General features: G+C 69.9%; 13 protein-coding genes. 6 read left to right on the top strand and 7 right to left on the bottom strand.

Annotated elements, in window-relative coordinates; all coding sequences use genetic code 11:
- Window positions 1–34: 34 nt before the first annotated feature.
- The 5 genes from AC07FA_RS13270 to AC07FA_RS13250 form a co-directional block, all read right to left on the bottom strand.
- Complete coding sequence (locus AC07FA_RS13270) at window positions 35–1,348, bottom strand: Nramp family divalent metal transporter (RefSeq protein WP_479075294.1); 1,314 nt, start codon at window positions 1,346–1,348, stop codon at window positions 35–37.
- Between the two features lie 78 nt (window positions 1,349–1,426).
- Complete coding sequence (locus AC07FA_RS13265) at window positions 1,427–2,902, bottom strand: GntP family permease (protein ID WP_479075292.1); 1,476 nt, start codon at window positions 2,900–2,902, stop codon at window positions 1,427–1,429.
- Window positions 2,903–3,031: 129 nt separating this feature from the next.
- Window positions 3,032–3,442: a RidA family protein gene (locus tag AC07FA_RS13260; RefSeq protein WP_479075291.1), complete on the bottom strand. Its 411-nt coding sequence runs from the start codon at window positions 3,440–3,442 to the stop codon at window positions 3,032–3,034.
- Between the two features lie 6 nt (window positions 3,443–3,448).
- On the bottom strand, window positions 3,449–4,207 hold the full coding sequence (locus AC07FA_RS13255; RefSeq protein ID WP_479075289.1) for an IclR family transcriptional regulator: 759 nt from the start codon (window positions 4,205–4,207) through the stop codon (window positions 3,449–3,451).
- A gap of 73 nt (window positions 4,208–4,280) precedes the next feature.
- Complete coding sequence (locus AC07FA_RS13250) at window positions 4,281–5,423, bottom strand: sugar kinase (RefSeq protein WP_479075288.1); 1,143 nt, start codon at window positions 5,421–5,423, stop codon at window positions 4,281–4,283.
- 138 nt (window positions 5,424–5,561) lie between these two features.
- On the opposite strand from AC07FA_RS13250, the gene AC07FA_RS13245 reads away from it, so the two are divergent.
- Window positions 5,562–6,848 carry an alanine racemase gene (locus AC07FA_RS13245; RefSeq protein ID WP_479075287.1) on the top strand — a complete coding sequence of 429 codons (1,287 nt, stop codon included), beginning with the start codon at window positions 5,562–5,564 and terminating at the stop codon, window positions 6,846–6,848.
- 196 nt (window positions 6,849–7,044) lie between these two features.
- Window positions 7,045–8,670, top strand: a complete 1,626-nt coding sequence (locus AC07FA_RS13240) for an N-acyl-D-amino-acid deacylase family protein (protein ID WP_479075285.1) — start codon at window positions 7,045–7,047, stop codon at window positions 8,668–8,670.
- A 62-nt stretch (window positions 8,671–8,732) separates the two neighbouring features.
- Here the strand turns inward: AC07FA_RS13240 and AC07FA_RS13235 are convergent, their stop codons facing one another.
- Window positions 8,733–9,701, bottom strand: a complete 969-nt coding sequence (locus tag AC07FA_RS13235; RefSeq protein ID WP_479075284.1) for an AraC-like ligand-binding domain-containing protein — start codon at window positions 9,699–9,701, stop codon at window positions 8,733–8,735.
- A gap of 405 nt (window positions 9,702–10,106) precedes the next feature.
- On the opposite strand from AC07FA_RS13235, the gene AC07FA_RS13230 reads away from it, so the two are divergent.
- Window positions 10,107–11,036: a hypothetical protein gene (locus AC07FA_RS13230; protein WP_479075282.1), complete on the top strand. Its 930-nt coding sequence runs from the start codon at window positions 10,107–10,109 to the stop codon at window positions 11,034–11,036.
- 69 nt (window positions 11,037–11,105) lie between these two features.
- The gene (locus tag AC07FA_RS13225; protein WP_479075281.1) at window positions 11,106–11,549 is read left to right on the top strand and encodes a hypothetical protein; all 444 of its coding nucleotides are present in this window, start codon (window positions 11,106–11,108) and stop codon (window positions 11,547–11,549) included.
- A 143-nt stretch (window positions 11,550–11,692) separates the two neighbouring features.
- On the opposite strand, the gene AC07FA_RS13220 is transcribed toward AC07FA_RS13225, so the two are convergent.
- Complete coding sequence (locus AC07FA_RS13220) at window positions 11,693–12,034, bottom strand: winged helix-turn-helix transcriptional regulator (RefSeq protein ID WP_479075280.1); 342 nt, start codon at window positions 12,032–12,034, stop codon at window positions 11,693–11,695.
- A gap of 98 nt (window positions 12,035–12,132) precedes the next feature.
- Here AC07FA_RS13220 and AC07FA_RS13215 point away from each other — a divergent pair, with 98 nt between their 5' ends.
- Both AC07FA_RS13215 and AC07FA_RS13210 read left to right on the top strand, forming a co-directional pair.
- The gene (locus tag AC07FA_RS13215) at window positions 12,133–13,023 is read left to right on the top strand and encodes an NAD(P)-dependent oxidoreductase (protein WP_479075279.1); all 891 of its coding nucleotides are present in this window, start codon (window positions 12,133–12,135) and stop codon (window positions 13,021–13,023) included.
- A gap of 84 nt (window positions 13,024–13,107) precedes the next feature.
- Window positions 13,108–13,920: an arylamine N-acetyltransferase family protein gene (locus AC07FA_RS13210; RefSeq protein ID WP_479075278.1), complete on the top strand. Its 813-nt coding sequence runs from the start codon at window positions 13,108–13,110 to the stop codon at window positions 13,918–13,920.
- The last annotated feature ends 87 nt before the right edge of the window (window positions 13,921–14,007 follow it).

The raw sequence follows: 14,007 nt of genomic DNA, 5'->3' as shown, positions 1-14,007 counted from the left end.
CGGCGGCGCTGCTGCGTTCGTCCGGCCGCTCAGCTCACCACGGCAGGTCGCGTACCTGCTGCACGCACAGCACGAGGAACAGCAGGCCGGCCGCGGCCAGCATCCCGTTGCTCAGCCAGCCGTTGCGCCACTGCGTGGGCGTACGGGAGGAGTTGAGCAGCCAGAGCAGGGTCAGGGCGAGGAACGGCATGAAGAAGGCGCCCAGCACGCCGTAGACGACGACCAGGCCGAACGGCTCGTCCAGCCACAGCAGCGTCATCGGCGGGAAGGTCAGCCAGAGGAGGTACGCGCGGAAGGGCGCCGACTTCTCCCGTCGGCCGACCAGCGCCCCGCCCGGCTGCCCGGCGTCCGTCGAGCCGCCCGCGGCCCGGTCGACGCGGATGCGCTCGACGAAGTCGGCGAACATCAGGCTCACGCCGTGCCACACCCCGATCAGCGACGAGAACGACGTGGCGAAGAAGCCGACCAGGAACAGCTTCGCGGTGACCGCGCCGAAGCGGTCCTCCAGGATCTGCCCGAGGTCGATCAGACCGCGGTCGCCCTTGGTCAGCGCCAGCTGGGAGGAGTGCAGCAGTTCGGCGCCGACGATCAGCATGGCGACGACGAAGATCCCGGTGGTGATGTAGGCGACCCGGTTGTCGAGGCGCATCACCTTCATCCAGGAGGAGTTGTTCCAGCCCTTGGCGTTCACCCAGTACCCGTACGCCGCCATGGTGATCGTGCCGCCGACCCCGCCGATCAGTCCGAGCGTGTAGATCAGCGAACCGTCCGGGAGTACGGGCGCGAGCCCGGCGAAGGACGCGCCGACGTCCGGTCCCACCCGCACGGCGACGTAGACGACGACCACGAACATCACGCCGACCAGGACCGTCATGACCTTCTCGAAGACGGCGTACTGGTTGAACCAGACGAAGACCAGGCCGATCAGACCCGTGATGATCGCCCAGGTCTTCAGCCCGGGCCCGTCCGGGAAGAACGCCACGATGGGCAGGGCGCTGGACGACATGGCCGTCGCGCCGTACACGAATCCCCAGATGACGACGTACACCGCGAAGTAGACGGTGGTCCACGACCCGAGCGTGCGCCAGCCCTCGAAGAGGGTCCGGCCGGTGGCGAGGTGCCACCGGCCGGCCGCTTCGGCGAGGGAGATCTTGACGAGGCAGCCGATCACGGCCGCCCACATGAGGGTGTATCCGAACTTGCTGCCCGCGATCAGCGTGGCGACCAGGTCCCCGGCGCCCACGCCGGTGGCCGCGACGACGATGCCCGGCCCGATGTACCTCCAACTCGATGTGCGCGGTCGGGAGTCGATCTCCCCTGTCCCTTTGGTTGCGCTGGTCTCGGCCATGTCGATCAAAGAAGCGCAAAGGGATCGATCGCACAAGAGGGTGTGCCCGGACCGTGCCGGGTCTCCGCCAAGTCCCTGCTAGATCACCAGACTGAGCAGCGCCGCGACCACGAAACCCGCGACCGACAGGACCGTCTCCAGGACCGTCCACGACTTCAGGGTGTCGCGCTCCGAGATGCCGAAGTACTTCGCGACCATCCAGAAACCGCCGTCGTTGACGTGCGAGGCGAAGATCGAACCCGCCGAGATCGCCATGATGATCAGCGCGAGGTGCGCCTGGGACATGCCCTGGCCCTCGACCAGGGGGACCACGATGCCGGCCGTGGTCACGATCGCCACCGTCGCGGAACCCTGCGCGACGCGCAGCACCACGGAGATCAGCCAGGCCAGCAGGATGACCGGCAGGCCGACGTCGTTGAAGGTGTCGGCGAGCGCGTCCGCGATGCCGCTGCCCTTCAGCACGGCACCGAAGATCCCGCCCGCGCCGACGACGAGCAGGATGTTGCCGACCGGCTTGAGCGAGGACGTGGAGACCGATTCGAGGGACTTGCGGGACCAGCCGCGCCGGATGCCGAGCACGTAGTACGCGAGGAGCAGCGCGATCGTCAGGGCGACGAACGGGTTGCCGAAGAACTCGATGACCGAGCGGAGGGTGGAGGGGTCCAGCGCGATGGAGGAGAACGTCGCGGCGAGGATCAGCACGAGCGGGGTGCCGATGATCGCGAGTACGGTCCCGAGCCCGACCGGGTCCTCGCGCGGGGTGACCCCGGCGGCCCGCTGTTCGGCGGCGACGGCGGCCTTGGCCTCCTCGGCGGCCTCGACCATGTCCTGCGGTACGTCGACGAAGATCCGCCTGCCGATCCAGGCGGCGTAGGCCCAGGCGGCGAGGACGGACGGGATGCCGACGACGGCGCCCATCAGGATGACCCAGCCGAGCGAGACGTTGAACAGTCCGGCGGCGGCGACGGGGCCGGGGTGCGGCGGCAGGAACGCGTGCGTCATCGAGAGCCCGGCCAGCAGCGGCATCGCGTACAGCAGGATCGATTTTCCGGACCGCTTGGCGGCGGCGTACACGATCGGCGCGAGGACGAAGATGCCGACGTCGAAGAAGACCGGGATGCCGAAGATCAGGCCGGTGAGGCCCATGGCGAGCGGGGCGCGCTTCTCCCCGAAGAGGTTCAGCAGGCGGCCGCTCAGCACCTCGGCGCCGCCGGAGACCTCGAGGATCGCGCCGAGCATCGTGCCCAGGCCGATGATGATCGCGACATGGCCGAGGATTCCGCCCATGCCGGACTCGATGACGGAGACGGCGGCGGACTTCTGCACCGTGCCGAAGAGTTCGGTGACGGAGAGGCCCGCGCCCAGGCCGACGGCTATGGAGACGGCGAGCAGCGCGACGAACGGCTGGAGCCTGGCCTTGATGATCAGGAAGAGGAGGAGGGCGATACCGAGGGCGGCGACGGTCAGCAGTCCGGCGGTGCCGTCGATCAGCAGGAGGAGTCCACCGGTGTGGGGTGGCGCCTCGGCCGGCGGCGGGGTGGCGGCGAGCAGCATGGGTGACTCCGGTTCCGGAGAGGGCACATGGGCAGGGCGGAGCGCGGCACGGCGCCCCCGTGCTGCGGGGCGCCGTGCCGTTGCGGCGTGGTGGTGCGGTGATGCGGCGGAGCAACGTGGTCGGCAGGATCAGCCGAGGACCGCGAGCGCGTCGATCTCGATGAGCAGGCCCTTGGGGAGGCCGACGTAGACCGTCGTACGGGCGGCGGGGGCCGCCTTGAGGTTCTGCTCGCCGAAGTAGGCGTTGTAGATCTCGTTCATCTCGGCGAAGTGGTCCACGTCGGTGAGGTAGACGCGCATCATCATCACGTCGTCCCAGCTCGCGCCGCCCTCCTCCAGGATCGCCTTGACGTTCGCGAAGGTCTGGAGGGTCTGCTCACGGAGCGTGGGGCCCGCGGGCGTGGGCGCCTGGCCCTCCACGGCGGGCAGGAAGCCGACCTGTCCGGCGACCTGGAGGATGTTCCCCTTCTTCACTCCGTGCGAGAACTTCGCGGGCGGGGCGGTGTGGGTGCTCGGGGTGAGGGCGGTCTTGTCGGTCATGGCAGTTCAGGCTTTCTTGGGTCGGGTGGTGCCGGAGTACTCCCGGCTGATCGTGTCGGCGGTGCGACGCACCAGCGGAAGCAGAGTGAGGAGTTCCTCGCGTGTGACGACGACATTGGGCGCGGACACCGACATCGCGGCGACGACACGGCCGTCCGCGCCCCGGATGGGGGCGCCGACACAGTTGATGGACTCCTCGTGGCCACCGAGGTCGGTGGCCCAGCCCTGTTCGCGTACGAGGGAGAGTTCCTTGAGGAACGCCACCGCGTTCGGGGTCGAACGGGACGTGTACATGGGGTAGTCGAGCTTGTCGGCGACCACGCGCCGCTCGGGCTCGGAGAGGTCGGCGAGCAGCAGTTTGGCGACCGCGGCGACGGTGATCGCGACGGGTTTGCCGATCCGCGAGTACATCCGGACCGGGTAGCGGCTCTCGACCTTGTCGATGTAGAGGACCTCGTTCTCCTCGTACACCGCGAGGTGCACCGTGTGCCCGCACTGCTCGTTCAGTTCGACGAGGTGGGGGTGGGCGATCTCCCGTACGTCGAGGTTCTCGACGGCTTCCTGCGCGAGCGCGAAGAGCCGGGCGCCGAGGCGGTAGCGCTGGTCGCTCTGCCGGTAGACGAGGCCGTGCTCGTGAAGCGTACGGAGGAGACGCAGCGCGGTGGACTTGTGCACCCCGAGCCGCTCGGCGACCTGCCCGAGGTCGGCGGGCCCCTGGGCGAGCAGCGGGAGGATGCTCAGCGCCCGGTCGACGGTCTGACTCACACGCGTGCCTCGTTGCCCTCGGCCCGGTCTTCGCCGGGGACGCCCCTCTTGTCCGTTCTCTCGCTGCGCTCGCTCATGTCGTACGTACCTCCTGGTCGTCCCCCGTCCACCCGGGGCCGAGACGAAGTCTCCCCCAGGCGTCGTCGTCGAGACCCACAAGGCGGTCGGCGTGGTCGCGGGCAGCGGGTTCGGTGAGGTCGCCGGGCACGGTGAGCACGGCGGCGGCCATCAGGTGCCCGTGCCGGGCCCGGTCGCGTACGGGGAGTCCGCGCAGGGTGGCGGAGAGGAACCCGGCGGCGAAGGCGTCCCCGGCACCGACGGGGGCGACGACGTCGACGCGGAGGGCGGGGACGGTGGTGGCGTCTTCGGCCCCTGCGGCGGTTGAGGAACCGGGTCCGTCTTCGGCCCCTGCGACGGTTGAGGAGCGGGGTCCGGGGCGGATCCCCGAAAACACGGTCACCCCGTCCGCCCCCCGCTTCACGACGACCACCCCCGGCTCCGGCAGCACCTCCCGGATCGCGTCAGCCCCCCGCACACCCCACGCCTCCTCCGCCTCGTCCTCCCCGACGAAGACGAGGTCCGAGCGACGCGCCAGGTCGAGCAGGACATCCGGCCCCGCGCCACCTGCACCGCCACCGCCACCCGCACCGGCCCGCCACAGCCCCGGCCGGTAGTTCACGTCGAACGAGACCAGCGGACGGCCCTCCCGCGGCGCGGTCAGATCGTGGAGCAGTTCCAGGCAGTCCGCCGACAACGCGGCCGTGATGCCCGACAGGTGCAGGACACGGCCCGAGAACACGTCCTCGTACGGCACGTTCCGTACGGACATCGCGGAGGCCGCCGACCCGGCGCGGTAGTACGCCACCTCGTGGACGTCCGTCGCCCGGTCCGTCGCCGTGCGGAAGTAGATGCCGGTGGGCCGGTCCGGGTCGCGCCGGACCGCGCCGGTGTCGACCCCGTACCCCGCGACCGCCTCCACGAGGTGGTCGCCGAAGCCGTCCGTACCGACCCGGCTGACCCACGTCGCCCGGTGCCCCGCGGCGGCCAGCGCGCAGGCGACATTGGACTCGGCGCCACCGATACCGCGCCCGAATTCGGGTACGTCGGCGAGGCGGCCGGGCCGCGAGGGCAGGAACGTCACCATGGACTCACCGAGGCAGACGACATCGGTGGTCGTGGCGGCACGGGCGGCCGTCCCTGCTACGGGTCCGGGCACTCTGGGCTCCTCGCTGATCAGGCGTTCCGCGCCGGTTCTCACCATTGACCCGGCGTCGGCTCGGATGTTAGACAGCGTTAAGCGATATACGCAATGGGTGTTGCATATGCTGCAACGACAACTCTCTAGGAGGCTCCCTTGGCCGCCGACCACCCGGTCACCCTGGCCGGAATCGCCGACGAACGGGTCGATCACCGCTTCAAAGCGCTCCCGCCCGACGCGGAGGGCCTGACCGTAGGCGACCTGGCCGCCGAGCGCCGCAACCTCTTCACGGGCGGGTTCACCACCCCGGTGCTGGCCCTGTCCGCGGAGTCGGTGGAGCACAACCTCGCCCTCCTGGAAACCTACGCGGAACGCCACGGCCTGGCGTTCGCCCCGCACGGCAAGACCTCCATGGCCCCGCAGCTCTTCGCGGACCAGCTGGAGCGCGGCGCCTGGGGCATCACCGCCGCCGTCCCCCACCAGGCCAGGGTCTACCGGGCCCACGGCATCCAGCGGATCTTCCTCGCCAACGAGGTCGTCGACGCGGTCGCGCTGCGCTGGCTGGCCCGCGAACTGGAGGCGGACCCGGACTTCCGCTTCGTCTGTTACGTCGACTCCGTCCGCGGCGTCGAGCTGATGGACGAGGCCCTGCGTGCCGCGGGCGCCACCCGTCCCGTCGAGGTCGTGGTCGAGCTGGGCGCGGGTGAGGGCGCCCGCACCGGAGCCCGTACCGACGCCGACTGCGCGGCCGTCGCGGACGCGGTGGCCACCGCGTCCACCCTCCGGCTGACCGGCGTGGCCGGTTACGAGGGCGAGGTGCCGGACGCCTCCCCCGAGCGCGTACGCGACTGGCTGCGCCGGCTCGTCGCCGTGGCGGCGGACTTCGACCGGGCGGGCCGTTTCGCGGGCGCGGACGAGATCCTGATCAGCGCGGGCGGCAGCGCGTGGTTCGACGCGGTGGCCGAGGTCTTCGCGGAGATCCCTGAACTCTCCGTGCCCGTATGCAAGTTGCTTCGCTCCGGCGCGTACGTCTCGCACGACGACGGCCATTACCTGCGCATCACCCCGTTCAACCGGGTCCCGGAGGAAGGCGCGCTGCGGCCCGCGTTCCGGCTCTGGGCCCAGGTGGTCTCACGCCCCTCCGGCGAGCAGGCGTTCCTGAACGCGGGCAAGCGGGACGCGGCGTACGACCTCGACCTCCCGCAGGCACAGGTGGTGCGCTCGGCGCGCGACGGTTCGGTGCGCGCGGCGACGGGGGTCACGGTCACGGGCCTCTCGGACCAGCACACCTGGGTACGAACCGAGCCGGGGGCGGAGCTGGAGGTGGGCGACTGGGTCGGGATGGGCCTGTCGCATCCGTGCACGAGCTTCGACAAGTGGCAGCTGATTCCGCTGGTCGAGGCGGACGGCACGGTCACGGACTACATCCGCACGTTCTTCTGACCCCTGCGGGGCGTGTTCCCCTCCCCGCCCCTTCCCGTAACTGGGGCTCCGCCCCAGACCCCGCGCCTCAAACGCCGGCGAGGCTGGTTGCTCAGCCCCTCCGGCGTTTGCGGAGCGGGGGCCCGGGGGCGGAGCCCCTGGTTACGGGAAGGGGCGGGGAGGGGCAAAGAAGGCCCCCTGAAAGGCGAGCCACACCATGGACCTGGTCATCCGCGACGCAACCGTCATAGACGGCACCGGCGCCCCCGCCTACCGCGCAGACGTCGCCCTCGACAACGGCCGGATCGCCGCCATCCACCGCGAAGGCGACGGCCCCCGCCCCACCGCCCGCCGCACCCTGGACGCCGACGGCCTCGCCCTCTCGCCCGGCTTCATAGACATGCACGCGCACAGCGACCTCGCCCTGCTCCGCGACCCGGACCACAGCGCGAAGGCCGCCCAGGGCGTCACCCTCGAAGTCCTCGGCCAGGACGGCCTGTCGTACGCACCGGTCGACGACCGCACCCTCACCGCCGTACGCAAGGCCATCACCGGGTGGAACGGCGACGGTTCGGACATCGACTTCGACTGGCGCACGGTCGGCGAGTACCTGGACCGCCTCGACCGCAACTTCGGCGGGCAGGGCATCGCGGTCAACGCCGCCTACCTCATCCCGCAGGGCACCGTCCGGATGTACGCGGTCGGCTGGGACGACCGCCCCGCCACCCCGGCCGAGCTGACCCGGATGAAGGAGCTCGTCGCCCAGGGCATGACCGAGGGCGCGGTCGGCATGTCGTCCGGCCTCACCTACACCCCCGGCATGTACGCGAACGACGCCGAACTCACCGAGCTCTGCCGGGTGGTGGCCGAGCACGGCGGCTACTACTGCCCCCACCACCGCTCCTACGGCGCCGGCGCCCTCGCCGCGTACGAGGAGATGGTCGAGCTCACCCGGAACGCGGACTGCGCCCTGCACCTCGCGCACGCCACCATGAACTTCGGTGTGAACAAGGGCAAGGCCCCGGACCTCCTCGCACTCCTCGACGACGCCCTGGACGCCGGCGCGGACATCTCCCTCGACACCTACCCGTACACCCCCGGCTGCACCACGCTCGTCGCGATGCTGCCGAGCTGGGCGGGCGAGGGCGGCCCCGAGTCGGTCCTCACCCGGCTCGCGGACGACGCGACCGCGGAGCGCATCCGTCACCATCTGGAGGTGCTCGGCTCGGACGGCTGCCACGGGGTGCCGATCGAGTGGGACACCATCGAGATCTCGGGCGTCGGCACACCGTCCCTCGCCGGTCACGTCGGGCGTACGGTCGCCGAGACCGCCCGCCTGCGCGGCGAGGAACCGTGGGTCACCGCCCGGCGCCTCCTCATCGAGGACCGGCTCGGCTCCACGATCCTCCAGCACGTGGGCCACGAGGAGAACGTCCAGCAGATCATGCGCCACCGCGTCCACACGGGCGGCAGCGACGGCATCCTCCAGGGCGACAAGCCGCACCCCCGGGCCTACGGCACGTTCCCGCAGTATCTGGGCCGGTACGTAAGGGAGTTGGGCATCCTCACCCTGGAGGAGTGCGTGGCCCACCTCACCTCACGCCCGGCAGCCCGGCTGCGGCTGCCGGACCGGGGCCTGGTCCGCGAGGGCTACCGCGCCGACCTGGTCCTCTTCGACCCGCGGACAGTGGCCGCCGGCTCGACGTTCGACCAGCCACGCGCGCTACCCGTGGGCATCCCGCACGTCCTGATCGACGGCCGCTTCGTCATCGAGGACGGCAGGCGGACCTCCACCCTGGCGGGGCGGGCGGTGCGCAGCGGCGGACGCGCGCCCCGGGGCTGACGACCTGGTGCGGGCCGATGTGCGTCAGCCGGCTCGGGACGCGTACGGCCTCGCGCAGACCCTCACGTGCCGGAGCGCGGGTGGTTCTGGTCGCGCCAGGCCCTGGGCGAGATTCCGAACGTCTGCTTGAACACCTTGCTGAAGTGGGTCGCGTCCACGAAGCCCCAACTCCGGCCTATCGCCGCGATGGTCCGGATCCGCCCGTTCGGTCCGGCGAGCTCCCGCCTGCATTCGGTCAGGCGGCGGGTACGGATCCAGTCGCCGAGGCTGATTCCCGACCGCGAAAGCACCGCGTAGAGATGACGTACGGACACGCCGTGTGCGGCGGCGATCCGTGCCGCCGAGAGACCTGGATCAGCCAGGTGGGCCCGGATGTACTGGGTGATCCGCAGGCTGAGGGTGGCTTCCAGAGGTTCCTTGGCCAGAGCGGAGTCACCGTACTGGGTCGTCAGGACGGCACGGAGGAGTCCGACGCTGGGTTCCACGACGGCGTCGGCGTGCGCACCCCGGAGCAACTCGTCGCTGACGGCCAGTTGGGAGAAGTAGGTGAAGGCGAGGCGCGCCACGGGGTTGTCGGATCCCAGGGGGACCGCGACGAGGTCTCGTAACAACCGGTCGGGGAGGGCCAGTAACGCGCGGGGAAAGCGGATGAAGCGGTGGTCGACTCCCTCGTCGAAGAGAAGTGTGTAGGGAGCGATCGATTCGTAGACGACGCAGTCCCCCGGCCCCAGCAGGCACTCGCGACCGTTCTGCACCACCATGCTGCTGCCCGTCATCTGAACACCGAGAGAGACGGCCGGCTCCTCGTCCTCGCGGGCGAGCCGCTCCGTCCGACGCATCCTGACCGCGGTCGCCCGCGCCGAACAGATCTTGATGGGCCCCGCGGTACCGAGACCCAGGCGGACGTCGATGTCCTCGGCCCCCGGACCATGCTCGATATCGATTGCCACCATGGACTTCCACACCGCGTTCCGGACCACTTCTTCCCGGTCCCGCGACGGTATGAACGCGGTGTCCAGAGCCGGGCTCATGCGGCAGACCCACGTGTGCGCCGGTCACAGAGCCGGCCCGGCAGTTCCTCAGTCCGTTGCCCCACACGATCCCCCTAGACGGTGTCAGCTCCTGTCATCAGTGTGCCGGGGCGCTCTCCCGCCGCGCAACGAATTCGACGGCGACACGCAGGACCGGCCCTCGCTGATGCGACCCATCTCGCGGCGGTGCACCACTGACAAAGTTCTCTGCACGGATGACACATTCCGATTCCCGCGATGATTCTAAAGTCCAGGGGCAAGGCCGGAGAACGGGGCGTCACACATTCCCGTCACGCGCCTTGTCCACACCGTCCTCTGTCCGCATCACGCCGGATCGGAACGAGGAGGGAAACGTTCACCGAACGTGGCTCGGGCGCCACGTCAGCCTTAGGGAGCGTGCATCGCATGAGGCGGCCCTTCTCCATATCCGTTGCCGTCGTGGCGGCTGCCTGCATCACGGCGGGCTGTGGCGCCGGAACGGATGCCCCACCGAACTCCGCACATCCGTCGAAGAGGGATGCGGTCACGATTTCGGACAGCGATCTCAGAGATCTCACCGTGCCCGAGGAGATGGAAGTCGAGTACGCCGAGCACGCGCTCGTCAAGGAATGCATGGAGAGCAAGGGGTTCAAGTACTGGATGGGAACGGTGGCGAGCGTCGAGGCCCGCAAAGCGGGCCGCTACGTGATCGACGACGTCGCATGGGCGAAGAAGCACGGCTACGGCCGGCCCTTCGACGAAGCGGCCGAGAAGGACCGCAGCGAGCACCCCAACGTCCGTTACCCCAACGGCCTCCCGCAGAAGGACCGCATCCGCTACAACACGGCCCTCAACGGCGCCTACAACGACGTACTGAGTGTGGACCTGCCCGCCGGCGGCACCATCGAGACCCCCCGGGCAGGCTGCTGGGCCGAGGCGCAGACCGAGCTCTACGGCGACCTGAAGTCCTGGTTCGAAGCCAAGAAGACCGTCACGAGCCTGACCCCGCTCTACGTCCCGGACATCCTCGCCGACAAACGGATGAAAAAGGCGGTCAGCGCCTGGTCGCACTGCATGAAAAAGGCGGGACGACCTTTCGCATCCCCGGATGAGCTACGCGAGAAGCGGATCACGCTCACCACGGGAATGAGTTCTCCCGAGGCCCGGAAATTCGAGGTCGATCTGGCGGTTACCGAGGCCACGTGTGCTGCGCAGACGTCTCTCGGGAAGACTGCCCGCACCCTTGAGCGCGCATATCTCGCTCCCTTGCTGAAGAAGTACGGAAAAGAGAATGTCGCATACCAGCACATGAGGCTGACGGCGCTTTCCCGGGCCCAGGATCTCGACAGCCAATGACCCACAGGTTTCCGCGACCCAGCAGTCGCGGATGAATTCACCCACCTCCACATGAAGGAGTACCACCTCATGCGCAAGGCTTTCGCCGTCATGACGACCGTCGCCGTGGCTTCCCTCGGTGTCATCGTTCCCGCCACCTCCGCCCAGGCGGCGGACTGCTCCGACGCCATGGCCGGCGCCGACTCCGGCTACATGTTCGCGTACGACAGCACCAACTGCAGCGGTTACCTCGGCAAGGCGTCCGGCGACGACTCCAACTGGGGTGACTCCGCGCTGAGTTTCCAGGGAAGCGACACCAACAGTGCGTCGTCGATCCTGAACAACGGCAACAACTACGAGGTCAAGTTCTACAACGGAACCGGCGGCACCGGCGGACACATCTGCCTCAGCAGGGCGGAGGGCTGGGCCTCCAGCCTCCTCGGCGACACGTTCACCACGGGCGTCGCGGCGAACAACGCCATCAGCGGCCACGTATGGTCGGCCGCCTCGAACTGCTCCAAGTGGGCCGTCTGACCGGGCCCCGCGCGCACGGGAGCGGGTAACGGGAACGTACTCCTGCTCCCTCTCCCCCGAACCGTTTCGGCCCGCCGGCCTGCCGCCGGCGGGCCGAAACGGCGTCGCCGAGCACCCACCCTCCCGGGACCGGCCGTACGGCATCAGGCCGCCGGCGGCTCCTGAAGGAGCTTCTCCCGTCCCCACGCGCCCAGCGGTTCCAGCGCCTCGTTGAGCGAGACCCCCAGCGGGGTCAGCGAATACTCCACCCGGGGCGGCACCTCGGCATGGACCTCGCGATGCACGATGCCGTCCTCCTCCAGCTCCCGCAGATGTGACGTCAGCACCTTCTCCGTCACGCCCGGCAGCTCTCTGCGCAGCTCACCGAAGCGGTACGTGCGCTCGTTGAGCGCCCACAGGATCAGCCCCTTCCACTTGCCGCCGACCACGCCCATCGCGGCGTCGATCCCGCAGATGTACGTCCCCGGCCTTCGCGCGACTCCCATGACCCACCCCTTCCCACCTGGTCACTGTCCCCCTGGTAACCACCCACTTCCAAGTGGGTACTTGATCGTCCAAGGGGCCCCCAGGAAGCCTAGTCCTCATGACCGACAACACCCCGCAGAAGACCTCTCCCGCCCCGCTCACCCTTCTCGGCCTGGGCGCCATGGGTACCGCTCTCGCCCATACCTGGCTCGCCGCCGGACACCCCCTGACCGTCTGGAACCGCACCCCCGCACGGGCCGAACCGCTCGCCGCCCACGGCGCGCGGATCGCGGCGACCGCCGCCGACGCGGTCGCCGCGAACGACCTCGTCGTGCTCTGCCTCCTCGACGACGCCTCGGTCGAGGAGGCGCTGACCGGCGTCGACCTGACCGGCAAGGACCTGGTCAACCTCACCACCGGCACCCCGACCCAGGCCCGCGCCCGGGCCGCCTGGGCCCAGGAACGGGGCGCCCGGTTCCTGGACGGCGGAATCATGGCGATCCCGCCGATGATCGGCGTACCCGAGTCCGGCGGCTACATCTTCTACAGCGGCTCCCGCACCGCCTTCGACACCCATCACCGGACCCTGACCGTGCCCACGGGCGCCACGTACGTCGGCGAGGACGCCGGTTTCGCCGCTCTCCAGGACGTGGCCCTGCTGAGCGCGATGACGGGCATGTTCGCAGGCCTCTCGCACGCCTTCGCGCTGGTGCGCAAGGAGGACATCGACCTGAAGGAGTTCGCCCCGCTGCTCGTCGACTGGCTCGTCGCCATGGCCCCGGCCACGCACACGACGGCCGAGCAGCTGACGAGCGGCGACTACACCACGGGGGTCGCCTCCAACCTCGCCATGATGGTCGCGGGCAACAACACCCTGCTGCGCACGGCAGAGGAGCAGGGAGTCAGCAGCGAACTGCTCCTGCCCTTCATGGAGCTGATGGAGCGCCGCCTGAACGACGGGCACGGCGACGAGAGCACCACCGGTGTGATCGAACTCCTCCACCGCTGATCCCGCGGTCCTCGGTCCGGAGACCGAGTCAGGCAGTTCTCCGGCCCGAGGCGTTTCCGGCCCACGGCTGCGTACCGTCGAGGTATGACACTCGACCTCGACGCCTATTTCACCCGCATCGGCTGGACCGGGGAGCGCCGGCCCACCCTGGAGGTGCTGCGGTCCGTGCACCGGGCCCACATGCTCGGGATCCCGTTCGAGAATCTGGACCCCGTCCTCGGTTCCGCGCCCTCGCTCGCCCCGGACGACCTGGAGGCGAAACTCGTCCGCGGTGACCGCGGCGGGTACTGCTACGAACACAACACCCTCCTCGCCGCCGTCCTGACCCAGTTGGGTTTCCGGGTGACGCTGCTCGCCGCACGCGTGGTGCTGGGGGCCGCTCCCGGTGACATCAGGCCACGCACGCACATGCTGATGGAGGTGGAGGTGGAGGGCGAGCCCACCCCGTATCTCGCCGATGTCGGTTTCGGATCCAGTGGTGCGCTGCTGGAGCCGCTCCCGCTGGTCGCGGACGCCGAGCTGTACGACACCCCGCGCCACCACCGGCTCGTCCACGCCCCGCATGTCGGGCCGCTGGAGCTGTGGGAGCTGCAGACGGAGAAGGGCGGGGTCTGGGAGCCGCAGTACGCGTTCACGCGGGAGCCGTTCGAGGCGCCGGACTACGAGGTCATCAACTGGCACATCGCGACGAACCCGCGCTCCCCGTTCAGCCGGGCCGTGTACGCGCAGCGCACCACGCCCCAGGCCCATCTGGCGCTCTCGGGCCTGGACCTCGTCGAGACGGCCGCCGACGGCACGATCAAGGAACGGCAGCTGGCGGACTCCGCCGAGGTGCTGCGCGTCCTGGCGGACGACTTCGCGATCCGGCTTCCGGAGGGCACCCGCCTCCCGGAGTGACGGCCCCGAGTGACGGCCACCGGGCGGTGGCCCCGGGTGGCGCATCTCACCCGGGGCCACCCGTCGGGTCCGTCAGGCCCGCATTCC

The organism is Streptomyces sp. NPDC045968 (assembly GCF_056430475.1).
The sequence above is the reverse complement of the archived record's forward strand: the minus strand, read 5'-3'. Positions and strand labels throughout refer to the sequence as shown.

Excerpts from the sequence above, each read along its gene's own strand:
- AC07FA_RS13215 (WP_479075279.1), top strand. The coding sequence starts at position 12,133 with ATGACCGACAACACCCCGCAGAAGACCTCTCCCGCCCCGCTCACCCTT.
- AC07FA_RS13230 (WP_479075282.1), top strand. The coding sequence starts at position 10,107 with ATGAGGCGGCCCTTCTCCATATCCGTTGCCGTCGTGGCGGCTGCCTGC.
- AC07FA_RS13210 (WP_479075278.1), top strand. The coding sequence starts at position 13,108 with ATGACACTCGACCTCGACGCCTATTTCACCCGCATCGGCTGGACCGGG.
- AC07FA_RS13235 (WP_479075284.1), bottom strand. The coding sequence starts at position 9,701 with ATGAGCCCGGCTCTGGACACCGCGTTCATACCGTCGCGGGACCGGGAA.
- AC07FA_RS13240 (WP_479075285.1), top strand. The coding sequence starts at position 7,045 with ATGGACCTGGTCATCCGCGACGCAACCGTCATAGACGGCACCGGCGCC.
- AC07FA_RS13270 (WP_479075294.1), bottom strand. The coding sequence starts at position 1,348 with ATGGCCGAGACCAGCGCAACCAAAGGGACAGGGGAGATCGACTCCCGA.
- AC07FA_RS13220 (WP_479075280.1), bottom strand. The coding sequence starts at position 12,034 with ATGGGAGTCGCGCGAAGGCCGGGGACGTACATCTGCGGGATCGACGCC.
- AC07FA_RS13225 (WP_479075281.1), top strand. The coding sequence starts at position 11,106 with ATGCGCAAGGCTTTCGCCGTCATGACGACCGTCGCCGTGGCTTCCCTC.
- AC07FA_RS13260 (WP_479075291.1), bottom strand. The coding sequence starts at position 3,442 with ATGACCGACAAGACCGCCCTCACCCCGAGCACCCACACCGCCCCGCCC.
- AC07FA_RS13265 (WP_479075292.1), bottom strand. The coding sequence starts at position 2,902 with ATGCTGCTCGCCGCCACCCCGCCGCCGGCCGAGGCGCCACCCCACACC.